At 61.3% G+C, this 17,583-nt stretch carries 13 protein-coding genes and 1 pseudogene; 7 read left to right on the top strand and 7 right to left on the bottom strand.

Going from position 1 to position 17,583, the window contains the following annotated elements:
* Positions 1–99: 99 nt before the first annotated feature.
* On the bottom strand, positions 100–2,889 hold the full coding sequence (secA, locus tag Q4P21_RS00070) for a preprotein translocase subunit SecA (protein WP_303386832.1): 2,790 nt from the start codon (positions 2,887–2,889) through the stop codon (positions 100–102).
* Between the two features lie 282 nt (positions 2,890–3,171).
* Between secA and Q4P21_RS00065 the strand changes: the two genes are divergently transcribed.
* Both Q4P21_RS00065 and Q4P21_RS00060 read left to right on the top strand, forming a co-directional pair.
* Positions 3,172–3,606 (top strand): MarR family winged helix-turn-helix transcriptional regulator, encoded by a 435-nt coding sequence (locus tag Q4P21_RS00065; RefSeq protein WP_303386831.1) that lies wholly within the window; start codon positions 3,172–3,174, stop codon positions 3,604–3,606.
* 76 nt (positions 3,607–3,682) lie between these two features.
* Positions 3,683–4,912, top strand: coding sequence for an MFS transporter (locus Q4P21_RS00060; protein ID WP_303386830.1), 1,230 nt, complete (start codon positions 3,683–3,685; stop codon positions 4,910–4,912).
* 79 nt (positions 4,913–4,991) lie between these two features.
* Here Q4P21_RS00060 and raiA read toward each other — a convergent pair whose 3' ends face one another.
* The 5 genes from raiA to mtrA all read right to left on the bottom strand — a co-directional run bounded on the left by raiA (position 4,992) and on the right by mtrA (position 11,228).
* On the bottom strand, positions 4,992–5,687 hold the full coding sequence (raiA, locus tag Q4P21_RS00055) for a ribosome-associated translation inhibitor RaiA (RefSeq protein WP_303386829.1): 696 nt from the start codon (positions 5,685–5,687) through the stop codon (positions 4,992–4,994).
* A gap of 126 nt (positions 5,688–5,813) precedes the next feature.
* The gene (locus Q4P21_RS00050; protein WP_303386828.1) at positions 5,814–6,749 is read right to left on the bottom strand and encodes a ComF family protein; all 936 of its coding nucleotides are present in this window, start codon (positions 6,747–6,749) and stop codon (positions 5,814–5,816) included.
* A 141-nt stretch (positions 6,750–6,890) separates the two neighbouring features.
* Positions 6,891–8,489 (bottom strand): LpqB family beta-propeller domain-containing protein, encoded by a 1,599-nt coding sequence (locus Q4P21_RS00045; RefSeq protein WP_303386827.1) that lies wholly within the window; start codon positions 8,487–8,489, stop codon positions 6,891–6,893.
* A 155-nt stretch (positions 8,490–8,644) separates the two neighbouring features.
* The gene (mtrB, locus tag Q4P21_RS00040; protein WP_303386826.1) at positions 8,645–10,495 is read right to left on the bottom strand and encodes an MtrAB system histidine kinase MtrB; all 1,851 of its coding nucleotides are present in this window, start codon (positions 10,493–10,495) and stop codon (positions 8,645–8,647) included.
* A 58-nt stretch (positions 10,496–10,553) separates the two neighbouring features.
* Positions 10,554–11,228, bottom strand: coding sequence for an MtrAB system response regulator MtrA (gene mtrA, locus Q4P21_RS00035; protein ID WP_207343829.1), 675 nt, complete (start codon positions 11,226–11,228; stop codon positions 10,554–10,556).
* Between the two features lie 652 nt (positions 11,229–11,880).
* Between mtrA and Q4P21_RS00030 the strand changes: the two genes are divergently transcribed.
* From Q4P21_RS00030 to Q4P21_RS00010, 5 genes are read left to right on the top strand one after another with little or no spacing between them, the layout of a single operon-like run.
* A complete protein-coding gene (locus Q4P21_RS00030) occupies positions 11,881–13,020 on the top strand; it encodes a hypothetical protein (RefSeq protein ID WP_303386825.1) in 1,140 nt (379 codons plus the stop codon).
* Positions 13,021–13,032: 12 nt separating this feature from the next.
* Positions 13,033–13,707: a DUF4129 domain-containing protein gene (locus Q4P21_RS00025; RefSeq protein WP_303386824.1), complete on the top strand. Its 675-nt coding sequence runs from the start codon at positions 13,033–13,035 to the stop codon at positions 13,705–13,707.
* Positions 13,704–14,954: a DUF4350 domain-containing protein gene (locus Q4P21_RS00020; RefSeq protein ID WP_303386823.1), complete on the top strand. Its 1,251-nt coding sequence runs from the start codon at positions 13,704–13,706 to the stop codon at positions 14,952–14,954. Before Q4P21_RS00025 ends, Q4P21_RS00020 begins: the two co-directional genes overlap by 4 nt.
* Complete coding sequence (locus tag Q4P21_RS00015) at positions 14,951–15,958, top strand: MoxR family ATPase (RefSeq protein ID WP_303386822.1); 1,008 nt, start codon at positions 14,951–14,953, stop codon at positions 15,956–15,958. The genes Q4P21_RS00020 and Q4P21_RS00015 overlap by 4 nt, the downstream gene beginning before the upstream one ends.
* A gap of 17 nt (positions 15,959–15,975) precedes the next feature.
* Positions 15,976–17,268: a DUF58 domain-containing protein gene (locus Q4P21_RS00010; RefSeq protein WP_303386821.1), complete on the top strand. Its 1,293-nt coding sequence runs from the start codon at positions 15,976–15,978 to the stop codon at positions 17,266–17,268.
* Positions 17,269–17,304: 36 nt separating this feature from the next.
* Here Q4P21_RS00010 and Q4P21_RS00005 read toward each other — a convergent pair.
* Positions 17,305–17,583: pseudogene (locus Q4P21_RS00005) on the bottom strand (SGNH/GDSL hydrolase family protein); the annotation flags it as partial.

Here is a 17,583-nt window from a genome sequence, read left to right as displayed (position 1 = left end):
AAGAAAACGCCGCCGGTCTCCGCACCTGCCGTGGAACACACAATCCCTGGCAATCTCGGCAACCGGCGGCGTTGTGGGCTGCATCCCACAAGCGAAAAGTTAGCGCTTTTTCTTCTTCTTGGTGCTCTTGCCAGCCGGCCTCTTGGCCGACGGCGGCAGCCCGCCACTGCTGCGGCGTTCCACACGGGTCTCTGCATCACCCTGAGCATCCGGTGCTGTGAACTGCAACTGTGCAGGTTTCGCCGGCGCTTCCAGTCCACGCGCCGTAATGTGCGGAGCATGCTCATGTTCCTGCTCGGACGCGGCATCGCTGGTCGGTGCGCCGTCCACGCGCTTCATGAGGTTGACGGGGGCGTCAGCCACCACCCCAACGGCGGTTTCGGGCGCATTCTCCACCTGTACTTCAAGGTTGAACAAGAAGCCGACGCTCTCCTCCCGGATACCAGCCATCATGGCCTGGAACATCTCGTAGCCTTCACGCTGGTACTCAACCAAAGGATCGCGCTGGGCCATGGCACGCAGGCCGATGCCTTCCTTGAGATAGTCCATCTCGTACAGGTGTTCTTGCCACTTGCGCCCCACTACCGAGAGCACCACGCGCCTTTCCAGCTCCCGCATGGTAGCCGATCCCAAGGCTGCTTCCCGCTCCTGGTAGGCGACACGGGCGTCGGAGAGCAACTCGACCTTTAGCTGTTCCGCCGTGATGCGGCCCTCGCCTCCGGCTTCCTCTGCAATTTCATCCACCGTCACTGTCACCGGGTAGATGGTGCGCAGGTTGTTCCAAAGCGTGTTGAAATCCCAATCACCTGCGTGATCAGTACCCAACGAGGCGTCGATGATCTCATTGACGGTGTCTTCGAGGAAGTGCTGGACCTTCTCGTGCAGGTCGCCACCTTCCAGAATCCGGCGGCGGTCACTGTAGATGGCTTCACGCTGGCGGTTCAGCACGTCGTCATACTTCAAGACGTTTTTACGCTGTTCAGCGTTGCGGCCCTCAACCTGGCCTTGTGCGGAGGCGATGGCCTTGGAAACCAGCTTGGATTCCAGCGCCACGTCATCCGGCATGGAGGAACGTGACATCAGCCGTTCTGCCGCACCGGAATTGAACAACCGCATCAAGTCATCCGTCAGCGACAGGTAGAAGCGGGACTCACCGGGGTCACCCTGGCGGCCAGAACGGCCGCGGAGCTGGTTGTCGATGCGCCGGGATTCGTGGCGTTCGGTGCCCAGTACATACAGGCCACCAGCGTCCAGAACAGCCTCGTGCTCATCTTTCACGGCCAGCTTGGCAGCTTCAAAAGCGTCATGCCATGCTGCCTCGTACTCCTCCGGAGTCTCTTCCGGGTCCAGGCCGCGGGCAGCCAGTTCCGACACGGCGTTGAACTCCGCATTGCCGCCGAGCATGATGTCAGTACCGCGACCGGCCATGTTCGTGGCCACGGTGACAGCGCCACGGCGTCCGGCTTGGGCGACAATCGCCGCTTCCCTGGCATGGTTCTTGGCGTTCAGGACTTCATGCTTGACACCTGCTGCCGCCAATTTCTTCGACAGGTATTCGCTCTTCTCGACACTCGTGGTGCCTACCAGGATCGGCTGTCCAGCCTCGTGCCGCTCGGCGATGTCGGCGACAACGGCGTCGAACTTTACCACCTCGTTCTTATACACAAGGTCCGACTGGTCCACGCGCCTCATCGGCTTGTTCGTGGGGATGGGAACAACACCCAGCGAGTAGGTGCCCATGAACTCCGAGGCTTCGGTCTCAGCAGTACCGGTCATGCCTGAGAGCTTCTCGTACAGGCGGAAGTAGTTCTGCAAGGTCACAGTCGCCAGCGTCTGGTTCTCAGCCTTGATATCCACACCCTCCTTGGCTTCAATGGCCTGGTGCATGCCTTCGTTGTAGCGGCGGCCGGCAAGGATGCGGCCGGTGTGCTCATCAACAATGAGAACTTCGCCATCCATGATGACGTAGTCCTTGTCGCGCTTGAACAGTTCCTTGGCCTTGATGGCGTTGTTCAGGAAACCGATCAGGGGGGTGTTGGCAGATTCATACAGGTTGGTGATGCCGAGGTAGTCCTCAACCTTTTCGATGCCGGCTTCGAGAACACCTACGGTGCGCTTCTTCTCGTCAACCTCGTAGTCCTCCTCGATGTCCAGACGAAGCACAACCTTGGCGAACTCGCCGTACCAGCGGTTGGTGTCCCCGGAAGCCGGGCCGGAAATGATCAACGGCGTACGGGCCTCATCGATCAGGATGGAGTCAACCTCATCCACAATGGCAAAGCTGTGTCCACGCTGGACCAGCTCGTCTTTGCTCCACGCCATGTTGTCACGCAGGTAGTCGAAACCAAACTCATTGTTTGTGCCGTAGGTAATATCGGCAGCGTACTGGGCACGGCGAACCGTGGGGTCCTGGTTTGAAACGATGCATCCGCTGGTCTGCCCCAGAAAACGGAACACGCGTCCCATCAACTCAGACTGGTACTGAGCCAGGTAGTCGTTCACTGTGACCACGTGGACGCCCTTGCCGGTGAGGGCATTCAAGTATGCCGGGGCGGTGGCCACCAGCGTCTTTCCTTCACCGGTCTTCATTTCAGCAATATTGCCCAAGTGCAGGGCGGCACCGCCCATGAGTTGAACCCTGAAATGACGCAGACCAAGGGTGCGTGAGGACGCCTCACGCACGTTGGCGAACGCTTCGGGGAGCAGGTCATCCAAAGACTCGCCATCCTCATGGCGGCGCTTGAGCTTGTCCGTTTCCTCGCGCAACTCAGCGTCGGTGAAGGTCTGGAAGGAATCTTCCAGCGAATCAATGGCGTCGGCAAGGACATTGAGTCGTTTAAGCGTTTTGCGATCGCCTGTGCGAAGAACCCGCTCAAGAAGTGATGGCACGAAATTGCTCCCAATCTATTGCTGCCTAAAAGTGGCGTGTTCAGTCTACGTGAGAAGACGCACACAAGACTGCCAGTTTCGGCTGCAAGGGAGCTGGCAGTGGTGCCGGAGTCGGGGGAAGCCGCCCGTTTTGCATCCGCCACGGCAGCAATGTTCTCGCCCAGCGAAAATGATGAACACGTAACACCTGCGGTTTCCATCCTGTAATACCGGCCACCGCAGCTCAGCAACACGCCTGCCACGCTTGACCATTAGGTAACCTAACTATTAGAATACCTAAGTATGAGCAACATTGAGAATTTGGAACTGGCTGGCAGCTATCGCGAGATCCTGCGCAAGGCACTGTACGTGGTGCGTTCCATCGACGCCGACGGCGCCTTGAGCACAGCCCAAACCAGTACCTTGAACATGCTGGCCGCTGCACCGCAGCGAATCAGTCTCATCGCCCGCAACGCCGGCATTCGCGTCCCCAGTGCCACAGAGCAAGTCACAAAGCTGGCGACCGCCGGCCTGGTTGAACGGGTCCCCAGCAATACCGACGCCCGCGTGGTGGAGGTTCGACTGACCACGAAGGGCAGGCAGGCCCTCGACGCTGCAAACCTCCGCCGCAACCAAACCATGGCCCAAGCGTTCGAGTCCTTGTCTGCGCAAGAACTGGAATCCATCAAGCTGGCCATTCCGGCCATTGAAAAGCTCAACGAGGCCTTGTCCCCTTAGCGGAACCCGCAGCTTCAAAGTCCCACGGGCCCGAACAACGAGTCTTCACACACGAAAGAGAAACACAGGAGTGCACGTGCAAGCGAACACCACAAAATTCAAGGCCAGTGATGAGGCGCGAACCCTGACAAGGGAGAAGAGCTCGATCCTGAAGCAGCCTAAGGCCGTGTGGGCCGTTGCTGGTGCATCCGTCTTCGCGTTCATGGGCATTGGACTTGTCGACCCGATATTGCCGGCCATTGCCGTCAACCTGCAGGCCACTCCCAGCCAAGTGTCACTGCTGTTTACCAGCTACTTCCTGATCACCGCGATTGCCATGCTCGTGACCGGTTACGTGTCATCACGCATCGGCGGCAAGCGCACCCTGCTGTTTGGGCTGGCCATCATCGTGGTGTTCGCAACGCTCTCCGGACTTTCCGGAACAGTTGACGCACTGGTCGGATTCAGGGCAGGTTGGGGGCTGGGTAACGCCCTGTTCGTGGCTACAGCGTTGGCCGTTATGGTGGGTGTTGCCTCCGGCGGCGCGGCCACGGCGATCATCTTGTATGAAGCTGCGCTGGGACTGGGATTGTCCCTCGGCCCGCTGATGGGCGCCATGCTGGGTGGCTGGAAGTGGCAGGCACCGTTCTTTGGCACCGCAGCCGCCATGGCCATTGCCTTCATCCTCATTATGATTCTCTTGCCCAAAACCCAGCCGCCGGCCGTGCGGACCAGGCTGCGCGACCCCTTGGTGGCGCTGGGCCACAAGGGACTTCGCACCACTGCCGGTAGTGCCCTGTTCTACAATTATGGCTTCTTCACCATCTTGGCTTTTGTGCCGTTCATCCTCGGGTTTGATGCCTACGGCATTGGCGCGGTGTTCTTTGGCTGGGGCGTGGCGGTCGCCGTGTTCTCCGTCTTTGTGGCCCCGATCGTCCAGCGTCGCTTTGGTGCCGTTGGCGCCCTGACTGCATCATTGCTGGGTTTGGCAGTGCTCTTGGTGGGCATGGCCATGGCCGCCGGACACTCGGTCACCACCGTAGTGGTGCTGACTGTTGTTTCTGGAGCATTGCTGGGCATCAACAACACGCTCTTCACGGAAATGGCCATGGCCGTCTCTGACTCCCCCCGTCCCGTTGCCAGCGCCGGTTACAACTTTGTGCGGTGGATGGGCGGGGCCCTGGCGCCCTTCCTGGCTGCGCAGATTGCCGAGCACAGCAACGCCTCAATCACGTTTTACGTAGCCGCAGCCATGGTGGTGATCAGCGCCGGGGTGATTGTTGGCGGACGCAAGTTCCTTGTCTCCCATGAACCCGCAGGCGTGTAAGGGCCTTAACGAGAACGACGCCGGCACTTGGGTGGGGATCTCCCCTTCGCCCAAGTGCCGACGTCGTTAGTGGTTGCAACTAAACGCGAGCAGGCTCATCCACTGAACGGTAGGCGGAGATCTCTTCGCCCTCAGCTGCGTTTTCATCCAAGGAAATGACACCGTAGGTCCAGCCCTTGCGGCGGTACACCACGGACGGGATGCCGGTTGCGGAGTCGATGAAAAGGTAGAAGTCGTGTCCCACCATTTCCATGTTGTCCACGGCGTCATCCAGGGTCAACGGTGTGGCCGCGAAGACCTTGCGGCGGATCAGCACAGGGGAATCGCCAGCGGGGATGTCGTTCTCGATGTCGTAGGGTGTGGTTTCCGGGGCCGTCTCTTCTGCCTTCTGGGCGTAGATCGGCTCGGTGCTGCTGACCGGGGTCAGTGACCCGGTGGCCTCGTTGACAGCCACGGGAGCATGCCTGCCGTGGTGGACCTTCTTCTTGTCCTTGGCCCGGCGGAGCCGCTCAAGCAGCTTCCCGTAGGCCAGATCAAAAGCTGCAAATTTGTCTGATGCTGCTGCTTCGGCGCGGATCACAGGACCCCGTCCGAGAACCGTCAACTCAACAGTAAGTGGAGCGTCTGCGGTGCGGGCCTTGCTGTCCTTGGAAACCTTCACGTCGACGCGCTGGACCTTGTTGGCCAACTGCTCGATCTTTGTGAGCTTCTCGCCTGCATACTCGCGGAATCGGTCCGAAACACTCAGGTTGCGGCCGGTGATCATGAACTCCATGGTGCCCTCCAAATAACTTCGGTGACACGGCGGCCAACTGTCACAGTTGCAGCTTTTTTGACCGCCGACGGGCGGTTTCCTCTTGGAAGAGGTACCCGTTTACTCACGTTAGTTCACCGAACCAATTTATTCACCTTTTGACCGAAAAGAATTTTCCGCGCGTCCTTTTTCGTCGTCATTTTCATGGCACTTCTCTGGTGCCCTGGCGGCAGCTAGAACCACTGCCCCACACACTCGAAACCCTGATTCTGTCAGCGTTTTGGCCCCTTCACGCAACGTGGCGCCCGTGGTGAGGACATCATCCACCAACAGCACCAGTTGTCCTCGCGGATTCGCTTTGAGCCGAGTGCTCCCCCAGCTGCGCCGCCTATTTCTCCTGGTGTTGTGCACGTTGCGTCTCCGGCCGGCCCGCCCCAGCGCCTTTTGATGTTTTCGGTTCCAAGGCAGTCTTGCGCGAACGGCCAGAACCGGCACAATTTCCACTCCTTCCGGCATCCGTCCTTCCCGAACTAGCGCCCGCAGGATCATGGCGACCGGGTCGTAGCCGCGTCGGCGCCAGCCGCTGCCCGTGCTGGGTATTGGCACAAGCCACAATGAGGATCCTGACAGCGGAGATCTTCCGGGCAGTTCGGCCAGGGCAGCGGTCAGTGCGCGGGCCAGCACCCTTCCAAGCGGGAGGCAAAGCTCCGTCCGCCCGTGGTTTTTAAAGGCCAGGATGCCAGAAGCCAGCGCATCCCGGTATTCCCCTGCCGCCACGACGGGTAAATGGGACTCCCCAGCGACGCCCACCAGCGCCTCTGCGGCCAACTCGGCCCGGAACGGTGAACATGTCAGCCGGCGCAGCACCGTAGCGCACTCCTGACACAAAGTCTGGTCCTCAGCCCCGCATCCCACGCATTCAGCCGGCATGACGAGGTTCAGGAAGTCCAGCCATGCGGTTTCGCACCAGTTCCACAGCTGCAGCCACGGCGAGCGTGGGCGCTCCCTGTGCCGGGCCCGCTGCCATGGGCGTATAGGCACCTCTGCCCCGCTGCTTCCTGCATCGGCATCGCCGTTGTTCATCTCTCCAGCATGGACGCTGCGCCTCACTCCGGCAGCGGCGCACCAGTGAATTGTGGATGCCCACGGGCCCAGCACTTACTGTGCCGGAACCAACATGCGTGGGACGGTGTCTGCTTATCTGGCAATCGCCGGCATCGTTTCCTATCCCGCGAAAGAAGCCTGCTTGAGCTCCTTGGCGACCAATTCCCAGTTGTTGCCCGCGTTCGTGTAGAAGTCCGAAAAGGTTTGGGCGTTGATGTTTCGTGCTCCGGAGCCGGCGCTCAACCATTGCAAGCCGGGAAGTTCGTCCATTTTTACTGGTGCCCTCGCCAGGTCCAGGATCTGTATGCTGACCGGAGCCGTGTCCGAGGGTGCCATCACTGCAACGCCTGTCGCCCCCTCCCATACGCCCAATGTGGGAGTTCCTGTATGGGTCAGGCTCAATGGAGGCGTTAGTTCCTTGGGAATTCCGGCGGACTTAAAAACGCCCGTCAGGCTGACCAGATTCGACCCATTGGTATGTGACATCACCAGTGCCCTGGTGCCGTCACGTGAAATTCTCAACGTGGTCACCTCCCGCCCCACCAGCCACGGAATCGTCAAGACAACAGGGGCACCCAGCTTCCCGCCGTCGTTCGGGTTAATGGCGATCACCATCCCTGAGCCGTCCCCTGCGGCCGACCACAGCCAACCATCCGGGGCGAAGGACGGCGGAGTCAACGCCACTCCGGAAATGGCAAGTTCAGGTCTCCCACCAGGAACCACCGAATAGATCTGATTCCCTTCCCCGGCGAGGAAGGCAAAGTTCTGCCCAGAGTATGAAATAGCTGGCACGGCAGGTTGCAGACTCGCCACGGAAGCCATCTTGGGAATCGCCGCAATCTTCGTCCCATCGAAGGTGACAAGCTCATTCTTGGCCAAGGCAACCTGGGTGGGTGGAACCACGTTGTCAATGATCATGGGCTTGACGGAATCCGCCGCGCCACCCATGTCCACTTCACGGTCGTCAGCCAAGAACTGCACACCTGTGACGGTGTTGAGGGCCTTTTGCAACGTCACGAGCAGTTGCGCATGCATTTGCTGACGCTGCTTCACGCTCGTTTCCAGCAGTGGCTGCGCTGTCAGGCCCACCTTGGCCAAGCCGTTGTTGACCGGCACGGATTCGCGTTCAAGGGTTATCCCGTTGGGGAATGCACTGACCACGGCCCCCTTCAAATAAGGAGCAGGTCCACCCAACATGGCCTTCACAATGGCCGTGGATGTGCGTGAGGAACGCCCGGTCAGCCACCTGACGTCGGGGACACCATAAGTAAACGTGGGGTCGTAAAAGTACAGCGAAAACGGGCTGAACAGTGTCTGGAACGTCGCTTCGCTGAGCATCACGCCGTCGGGCGCATCAGAAATCCGCCACTGGCCATCTACCTGCACCACCTTCATGGTGAACGTTTCACTCGCACCACTCTTGGCCGGGGTCAGCACCCCGGAGGCATCCACCGTAGAGACCACGTCAAATTTCACCTCGAAGGTGTCCTTGGCCTTCGCAGGCGTCACCGCAAAAGCGTCCTTGTAAACCAGCGTGCGCTGATCCGGCGCCCACGACTGTGCCAGCCCCGGCGTCAGGTACTGCCGCGCTACCTGAAAGTCGTCGTTGATGCCGGTGCCGGAGTCGACAAAACCGCTGACGATGCTCTCAGCCGAGGCGCCATCCACAGGGGAGAACTGCTGAAAGTTGATGTTGACTGAGTTGTCGCGCGGCCCCATGGGGTCACTTTTTCCCACTGGTCCGGAGGTGGGAATCGCGGCGCATCCGGCTACCACCAGAAGTACGACGACGGCCATCACCCACGCGGCAAGCGTCCCGTTTCGCCATGTTGTGGCTCGAGGACGCCGAGAAGGGGTTTCGTCCAAGAAAACCATCACTGTTCCACCTTGTCGGCGCTGCCGGTTTCCGGGTTGTTTCCGCTGGCGCTGCCCGGATCGTGGGCAAGTGTGGATTTCAGTGCACCCAACGCCCCGACCACGCCCATCGCTCCGGTGTTCATCAGCAAGGACCCGGTAGAGGGTGAGCTTGCTTCGCCAGCCTTCCCGCCGTCGGGAGGCAGCGGCACGGGTGAGTGCTCCAGCACTGTGCCTCGGTGCCGTGGCAGTGTCAGACGGAAACAGGAGCCTTCACCAGGAACGCCCCAAGCATCCAGCCAGCCGTTGTGCAGCTTGGCATCCTCCATGGCGATCGACAGCCCCAACCCGCTGCCGCCAGTGGTGCGGGCCCGGGCGGAGTCGGCGCGCCAGAACCTATCAAAGACATGCTCGACTGAGTCGGCTGACATGCCTATTCCGTAGTCACGCACGGCCACGGCAACAGCGTTTTCATCGGCGGAAACAAAGATCTTCACAGGCTTGCCTTCACTGTGCTCGACGGCGTTGAACACGAGGTTGCGCAGGATTCTGTCGATCCGGCGTGAATCCATCTCCACCACGCACTTTTTGTTGCGCAACCTGGTCACCACCGAAACAACTGTTGAGTTGGCCTCAGCGACCGGGGCTGCGCCGTCGATTGCGGAATGGATCACCGAGAAAATATCCAGTGACTCCACGTCAAGGTCGGCCACTCCCGCGTCGAATCTGGAGATCTCCAGCAGATCCGCAAGGAGCAGTTCAAAGCGCTCCACCTGATGGAAGAGCAGTTCAGAGGAGCGCTTGTTGATGGGGTCAAAGTCCTCGCGGGCGTCATAGAGGACCTCCGCCGCCATGCGCACAGTGGTTAAAGGCGTGCGTAATTCATGGGACACGTCAGAGACGAAACGCTGTTGCATGTCCGAAAGTGTGGCCAGCGCCATGATCTGGTCCTGGAGCGATGTGGCCATTTTATTGAAGGACGTGGCAAGTCTGGCCATCTCATCCTCCCCAGTGACCACCATCCGTTCTTCCAATTCGCCAGCGGCCAGTTTCTCAGACACGGCCGCCGCTTGGCTGACGGGGCTGACAACAGTGCGGGTCACGTACCAAACAATGACACCGATAAGTACAAGCAGGATGCCACCGGCAAGCCACAGGACGGACTGTATGTAGTTCAGTGTCACTTGGGCGCTGTTGAGGTCATAGATCATGTACAACTCGTAGCGGGTGTTCAGCAGTTCAACTTGGCTGCCCACTACCACGGCCGGGTGCACGCCTGCGCTGCCCGTGGGTAGGGCAATGGACTGCCAGAACTGGCCGTCGGGGCTGTTCTGGACCGCTTTGCGCAATTCAGCGGGAATGATGGCTGCGGTAATGCCGCCGGAGTCAGAGGAACTCACGGCCAGTTTGCTGTTCTGGCCGGGGATCTTGACCATCAGGTACTTGCGGTTGTCGTCAGCACCCCCAACTTCGAGCAGCTTCAGCGTGTCAACGACATAAGTAGACACGCGTGGCTGGTCGCTGAGGCTCGCATTGGCAAAGTTCTCCTGCACCTGGGTGGTGCCACGCGCCGATTCATGTTGCGCTTGGACCAGCCGTTCCTTGAACAGCCCGCTGGAAATCTGCCCAGCAAGGTACCCACCAACGCCCACCACTGCCACCGAGGCAATCAGCAACGTCGTAGCCACCGTCCTGAATTGCAAGGAGGTGCGCCAGCGCATGGACCAACCAGCGCTGAACCGGCGGGCGGTGCGGCGAACAGCCCGGCCAGCTGTGAGACAAGCCTTCCTGACCACGGCGACAGCCGAGGCTGCGGCGGAAGGGCGCGTGGGCGCGTCGTCCCCGTCGTCCGTGGATTTGACCGTGTTCATCGCCCCTTCACCGCTGCAACCGAATCAACTGCAACCCAATCCACGAGAAAGCCGGAGCCTATTGCCCGGCCTTGTAGCCAACGCCGCGCACGGTCAGCACCACTTCGGGTGCCTCCGGGTCGCGTTCAATCTTCGAACGCAATCGCTGCACATGCACGTTGACAAGGCGGGTGTCGGCAGCATGGCGGTATCCCCACACCTGCTCGAGGAGGAGCTCGCGGGAGAAGACCTGCCACGGCTTGCGGGCAAGCGCAACCAGGAGGTCGAATTCAAGGGGCGTCAGTGAAATTCGCTCACCAGCTCGGCGGACCGCATGCCCGGCCACATCGATGCTGATCTCCCCAATGACCAGCGTTTCCGGGGCCTTCACGTCGCCCGGACGCAGGCGTGCACGAACGCGCGCCACCAGTTCGGCAGGCTTAAAGGGCTTGGCCACGTAGTCGTCGGCGCCTGCTTCCAAGCCACGTACCACATCCGAGGTGTCCGACTTGGCCGTCAGCATCACGATGGGCACATCCGACTCAACACGGATGAGCCGGCAAATCTCGATCCCGTCCATGCCCGGCAGCATCAAGTCAAGCAGGACCAGATCGGGCTTGTGGGCCTGAAAAGTTTCAAGCGCCTTGGCTCCGTCAGCACAAAAAACGGGATCAAACCCGTCATTGCGCAACACAATGCCAATCATCTCGGCCAATGCCTCGTCATCGTCAACTACTAAAATACGTGCCTTCATACATCTATATTTGCCTATTAGCGCTCCATTGTCCGCATCGACGCTCCACCAGGGGCAGCCCAGTGCAGATATCTCGCGGCAATAGGCGGGCTTTTCGGTATCTGGTGTCGGAACCGCCCGATCAAATTCGAGACGGGAGCAGCTGGCAATACCAGCACCCAACATGGGCAACTGCTGCAAACTCGATGCTCCAATGGCGGCCCGCGCGGACTCCCGCCACCATTACTTTCCGCAATGCCCGGGCATTCACAGGGGAAATGTGGATCTTCCCGATAGGGTTTGAGGAAGGACGCAGCAGGATGTCTGGTCCGCGGCCGACGGCGGCAACTTGACGTTGAGCTCGAACAGCCGCCTCCCGCCAGCAGCTTTTGCGTGCCGCGTACGTTTTCGGGGAATCTTTCAGGGGAGCATGATGACGCAGGAACCGCAGCAACCACCAGCCGAGCCGGAGGGCGGGAACAACCACGCTGGCCAGCAGCTGCCCCGTCAGGAACCCCAGCAGCAGCCCACATACGGCCAGCCGCAGCCACCCCAGTGGGGCCAGTTCGCCCAACCACAGCAACCACAGCAACCTCAGTGGGGGCAATTCGCCCAACCACAACAGTCGCAGCAACCTCAACAACCGCAGTGGGGGCAATACGGTCAGCCTGGCATGGCGTCCGGTTTCACGAACTATGTGGCTCCACCCAAGCCAGGCGTGATCCCATTGCGCCCACTCGGTCTGGGCGAGATCCTTGACGGCGCTTTCCAGGCCGCGCGGCGCAATGGCAAGGCAATGTTCGGTTCGGCCCTGATCTTCCAGCTGGCCACCACCGCGTTGACACTGCTCGTCATGTTTTTGACGCTTGGCAGATTCCTCTCCGACGTGTTCGGGATGGATCCGAACACGTTCAACGAGTCCGATCCGGCAGCCATGGAAGCACTGGGCAGCGGACTTATCTCCTTCTCGGTGTCCATTTTGCTGGCATCGTTTCTCGCCGTCATCATCCAGATGGTCCTGCAGGGCGCACTTGTCGTGCCGGTGCTGCGCGCCGTGCTCAACCGAAAAACCAGCTTCGGACAAATGTGGCACCTCACCCGGCCGCGGGTCGGCAGCCTGCTCCTGCTCGCCATCCTCTACGCCGTGGCAACCCTGCTGGCCATACTCGTGTTCACCGGCATACTCGTGGCCCTTTTCCTGGCCATGGGCCTGCTGGACAACACCGCTGGCGGAGTTCTCGGCGCCGTCGCCCTTGCCGTCGGGCTGAGCCTGCCGTTTCTTGCGCTCGGTGTATGGATCGGCACGAAGGTGCTCCTCGCCCCTGCCGCGATCGTCGTGGAGAACCTTGGCGCCATCGCCGGCATCAAGCGTTCGTGGCAGCTGACCAGGAACAACTTTTGGAGGACGTTCGGCACCTCGATCCTGGCCGCCATCATCGCTGGCGTCATCGCCGGGATCATCACCACCCCCGTGAGTTTCCTGGCCGGCCTCATCATGCCCATGTTGCTCGGTGCCAACCCCACACCCGAACAGGCCATTACCCAGTTGTTGATCGTGCAAGCCATCTCCGGGGTTGTTGGCGCCATCGTCGGAGCCGTGACTTTGGCGTTCCAAGCCGGTGTAATGGCACTCATTTACGTGGACCTGCGCATGCGCCGCGACGGCTTCGACATTGCCTTGCTGAAGGAATCTGAGACGGGGAAGGACGACGGCGGGATCCCCGGCTCCCCCGTACCCGGCACCTTGGTACCGGGAGCCTTTCCAACGGGACCGGAGTCCTACACGCAGCAGCCCGGAAACTATGGACAATAGGCATCCTCGCTGATGGCATTGACACCATTTTGGCCGCCACTGCACCTTGCCGAGGTCCCGCTTGCGCCCGGTTCGGACGAAGCCCGGCAGTGGGCTCAGGACGAGCTTGCCCAGCAGGTGTATCAAGACGCCAAGCCGGGCTTTGCAGAACAAATCCTTGCCCTGCTCCAGAAGGTGTGGGACGAACTCATCAATTCGGTGGGCGCGGTGGATGGAACTGCGGGGCTCGCCATTGCGATTGGTGTGGTGTTGCTGGCCGTTGCCGTCATCATCTTCTTTGTCAGGCCGCAACTGAACCGCCGAAAGTCCGCCACCGCTGCCGTGTTTGAAAACGACCATGTCATGACGGCGGAGCAGCACCGTAAGCTGGCTCAGGCGGCAGCCCATGCGGCTGACTTCAGCACGGCTCTGCGTGAACAGTTCCGCGCCATCGTCCGTGCGGCCGAGGAACGCGATGTGATCGTTCCAGCGCTCGGCCGTACAGCAGTGGAGATAACCGCTGACCTGGAGCGGGCCTTCCCCGCCCACAAGCTGGCACTGCGGCATGGCGCGGACTTGTTCAATGCTGTGCGCTACGGGCAGGTACCGCCCACCTCGGCCATGTTTGCGGAACTGGTTGACACGGACCAGGCAGTGTCCGCAACCTCACCGAGGTATGGCGAAGTGTTCGCGGCGGTGCAGCCATGAGCGCTCCCACGGCGCTCGTTTTCCGGGCAGAGGACTCCAGCACTACCGTGCGCACTTCCCGCTGGTGGAAGAAGTACCGGTTCTGGCTGCTCTGTGCCGTGGCCTTCGTGGTGCTGTCGCTGTTGGGCATCATCCTGGGCAGTGGCGGCAAGAGCACCACCGGCACGCTGGCCATCACCAACCCTGCACCTGCAGGTGCACAGGGCGCCGCTTCCGTACTGCGCAATCAAGGTGTTGAAGTGACGGCTACGGCATCGCTGGCAGAGACCGCGGCGGCCCTGCGCAGCAACGGCCATGGCAACAGCACAGTGTTGTTTTACGATCCCCGAAACCTGCTCTCACGCACACAAGCCTCCGATTTAGCAGCAGCCGTCGCTGATTCCGGTGGCAAATTGGTGGCCCTCTCCCCCAGCCCCCTGACGGTGAAAGCGCTCAGCCCCGAGCTCTCCAGCGTTGGCGCCACTGCCGGAACCCCGGCAGCCAACGCGCAATGCACCAATCCTGATGCAGTGGCTGCTGGAACCATCGACGGCGGAGCCCCCGCTCTGGACGTCTCCGCCACGTCCGTGATCCTGCCCCTTCGACTGTTCAAGGGCACCGAAAACTGCTTCGCCGCGCCGTCGAAGAATCCCGCCACCGGCAGCTACCTGGCTTATAACAGCACCGGTGACGTTGCCGCATTGGGTAATCCTGGCATCATCATCAACCAAAATTTGGCGAGCAGGGGCAATGCCGCGCTCACGTTCCGGCTGCTGGGCAGCAAACCCAATCTGTTGTGGTACACGGCCAGCCTGAAGGACATCCCGGTGTCGGAGCAGCCGCCAGCATTGTCTGACTTCACCCCGGAGTGGATTTTCCCGGCTTCGCTGTGGCTGTTGCTGGTGGGAATACTGGCCATGGTGTGGCAGGGCCGGCGGTACGGGCCGCTGGTGACTGAACCGCTGCCGGTGGTGGTGAAGGCCTCGGAAACGCTGACCGGCCGGGCTCGCCTGTACCAAAATGCACGGGCACTGGACACTGCCTCGGCTACGCTGCGCCATGCCACCATGACCCGCCTTGCCCACGCCCTCCGGTTGGGCCAGGCTGCCGATCCGCTCGCCGTGGTTGATGCGGTGACCACCCTGACCGGGCACACCCGGGCGCACGTGCATGATCTGCTGCTCGGCCCTGCCCCCACCACTGAAAAAGACATGTTGTCCATGGCCGTGGAACTCACGGCACTAGAGGAAGAAGTGGCACAGCGATGAGCCTGCCCCAACACCATCCCCAAGCTGTTGCCGAACAGCAGTGGAGTTTCACCCCGAGTCCCGCAGGTCAAGCGCTGCTGGCTGTGCGCAGCGAAGTGGCGAAGGCCGTCGTCGGACAGGATTCCACTGTCACAGGATTGCTCATTGCCCTGCTGGCTGGCGGGCACGTGCTCCTTGAAGGCGTGCCCGGCGTGGCCAAAACCCTGCTTGTCAGGGCACTGTCCACAGCCTTGAGCCTTGATACGAAGCGAGTACAGTTCACCCCTGACCTCATGCCAGGAGATGTGACCGGTTCATTGATTTACGACGCCGGCACGTCCGCCTTCACCTTCCGTGAGGGTCCGGTCTTCACCAACATCCTGCTGGCCGATGAGATCAACAGGACCCCTCCCAAGACGCAGGCGTCGCTGTTGGAGGCCATGGAGGAGCATCAGGTTTCCGTCGACGGCGTTTCACGCCGGCTACCCTCGCCGTTCATGGTTGCAGCTACGCAAAACCCGGTTGAATATGAGGGCACCTACCCCCTGCCGGAAGCACAATTAGACCGTTTTCTGCTCAAACTCACCATGGATCTGCCAGGGCGTGATGAGGAAATTGAGGTGATTCGCCGCCACAGTATGGGCTTCGACCCGCAGGACCTCCATGCTGCCGGAGTGCGCGCAGTGGCCGGTGCCGCCGAGTTGGAGCAGGCACGCAGGGAAGTGTCTCAGGTGGGTGTCGCCGCCGAAATCCTCGCCTACGTGGTGGACCTTGTTCGGGCCACCCGCACGGCACCGTCGTTTGCCTTGGGCGTGTCCCCACGTGGGGCCACGGCAATCTTGAAATCCGCCCGCGCCTATGCGTGGCTTTCGGGGCGTGGATTCATCACCCCGGATGACATCAAGGCATTGGCGCTGCCCACCTTGCGGCACCGGGTCGCGCTGCGGCCCGAAGCTGAAATGGACGGCGTGGCCGTGGATGACATCCTGCGCTCCATTCTGGCCACCGTGCCGGTTCCACGCTAAGGGCGGCACACGTAAACATGGCAATTTCGGGCAGGTTCTTCTTCCTGGCACTCTCGGCGCTGGTGCCCATCATTGCCCTGCCCGGCCCCGTGACCTGGCTGCTGGCCGTTGCTGTGCTGGCCCTGATGCTGATCGTTGACACGGCCCTTGCCGCATCACCGCGCAACGTGGCCTTGCAACGCAGCCTGCCGTCAGGGGTTCGCCTGGGTGAACCTGCCACGGCTTTGCTGCGGCTGGCCAACGAGTCGCCACGCATGCTGCGCGGCCAAGTCAAGGACGGCTGGCAGCCTTCAGCCGGTGCCGCCAATGCTCTGCAAACCGTGGAGATTCGGCCCGGGGAACGGACCGCCCTGCGCATCTCCCTGCGTCCTTCCCGGCGCGGGGACCTGTATACGCAGCATGTGTCCATCCGCTCTTTTGGCCCCTTGGGCATGGCAGCCCGGCAAACCACTATTTCCGCCCCCGGGACGCTGCGTGTTCTGCCCCCGTTCCATTCCAAACGCCATCTGCCTTCCAAATTGCGCAAACTGCGTGAGCTGGACGGCAGGGCGGCCGTGCAGATCCGCGGTGCTGGCACGGAATTTGATTCACTGCGAGACTATGTGCGCGGTGATGATGTGCGTTCCATCGACTGGCGCGCCACGGCCCGCCGCCAAGACGTGGTGGTGCGCACGTGGAGGCCGGAACGGGACCGCCGCGTGGTGATTGTGCTGGACACTTCACGCACGTCGGCTGCCAGGATCGAGGATGAGACGGCCCTGGACACCGGCATTGAAGCTTCCCTGCTGCTGGCCGTCTTGGCTGAGCGGGGTGGGGACAGGGTCAGCCTCATCGCCTACGACCGCCGCGTCCGGGCCAAGGTTTCCTCCGCCGGCAAGGGCAATATGCTCAACGCCATGGTGCAGGCCCTTGCGCCGTTGGAACCCGAACTCATCGAGCTGAACACGGCGGACATTCCCAGCCAGGTTCGCGACGTCACGGCGCACCGGGCCCTCGTGGTGCTGGTGACATCCCTCGACGCCGGGGCTGCCGAGGAGGGCCTCATTCCGCTCGCGGCAACACTGGCCCAACGGCATGTTGTGGTGGTGGCTGCGGTGCGTGATCCGGCCGTGGATGCGGCCCGTCTTGAGCGTTCAAGTACGACGTCGGCCTACCGGGCTGCCGCTGCCGAGCACGCGCTCAACCGCCGCTCAGCCATCACAGCGGTGCTGAAGCAGTCAGGGGTGGAAGTGGTTGACGCCGCTCCCGCGGACCTCCCTCCACAACTGGCGGACAGGTACATCAAGCTCAAGGCAACCGGACGTCTCTAGCGTCTTGGACCAGAGGACACGAAGGTGCCGGAACCATCAGTGTCCCGGACCGTCAAAGTTCATGGCCGCCAACTGATCCGCAAGCACCTTGCTGAGGTCATGGTGACCGGAGGCGGTGAGGTGCACGCCGTCGACCAGTTTAGTAGCCACGCCGTAGCGGCTGAGCCAGTCGCCGGGGCTGATGAAATTCACCCCATTGCGTTGCGCGAAACCAGCCAGCAGGGTGTCGACCTGGTTGCGCCGCCCGCCGGTGGCCGGACCCCTGGCCAGGATGCCGATGAACAGGAACTTCGAGTTCGGGTAGCTGGCCTTCAA

Source organism: Arthrobacter sp., assembly GCF_030540645.1.
Classification (GTDB): Bacteria; Actinomycetota; Actinomycetes; order Actinomycetales; family Micrococcaceae; genus Specibacter.
Note: the sequence above shows the minus strand (reverse complement) of the source record. Positions and strands in the feature narration are given on the sequence as shown.

Excerpts from the sequence above, each read along its gene's own strand:
- mtrB (WP_303386826.1), bottom strand. The coding sequence starts at position 10,495 with ATGAACACGGTCAAATCCACGGACGACGGGGACGACGCGCCCACGCGC.
- mtrA (WP_207343829.1), bottom strand. The coding sequence starts at position 11,228 with ATGAAGGCACGTATTTTAGTAGTTGACGATGACGAGGCATTGGCCGAG.
- Q4P21_RS00050 (WP_303386828.1), bottom strand. The coding sequence starts at position 6,749 with ATGAACAACGGCGATGCCGATGCAGGAAGCAGCGGGGCAGAGGTGCCT.
- raiA (WP_303386829.1), bottom strand. The coding sequence starts at position 5,687 with ATGGAGTTCATGATCACCGGCCGCAACCTGAGTGTTTCGGACCGATTC.
- Q4P21_RS00045 (WP_303386827.1), bottom strand. The coding sequence starts at position 8,489 with ATGGGGCCGCGCGACAACTCAGTCAACATCAACTTTCAGCAGTTCTCC.
- Q4P21_RS00010 (WP_303386821.1), top strand. The coding sequence starts at position 15,976 with ATGGCAATTTCGGGCAGGTTCTTCTTCCTGGCACTCTCGGCGCTGGTG.
- Q4P21_RS00065 (WP_303386831.1), top strand. The coding sequence starts at position 3,172 with ATGAGCAACATTGAGAATTTGGAACTGGCTGGCAGCTATCGCGAGATC.
- Q4P21_RS00020 (WP_303386823.1), top strand. The coding sequence starts at position 13,704 with ATGAGCGCTCCCACGGCGCTCGTTTTCCGGGCAGAGGACTCCAGCACT.
- Q4P21_RS00015 (WP_303386822.1), top strand. The coding sequence starts at position 14,951 with ATGAGCCTGCCCCAACACCATCCCCAAGCTGTTGCCGAACAGCAGTGG.
- Q4P21_RS00025 (WP_303386824.1), top strand. The coding sequence starts at position 13,033 with ATGGCATTGACACCATTTTGGCCGCCACTGCACCTTGCCGAGGTCCCG.
- Q4P21_RS00030 (WP_303386825.1), top strand. The coding sequence starts at position 11,881 with ATGGCGTCCGGTTTCACGAACTATGTGGCTCCACCCAAGCCAGGCGTG.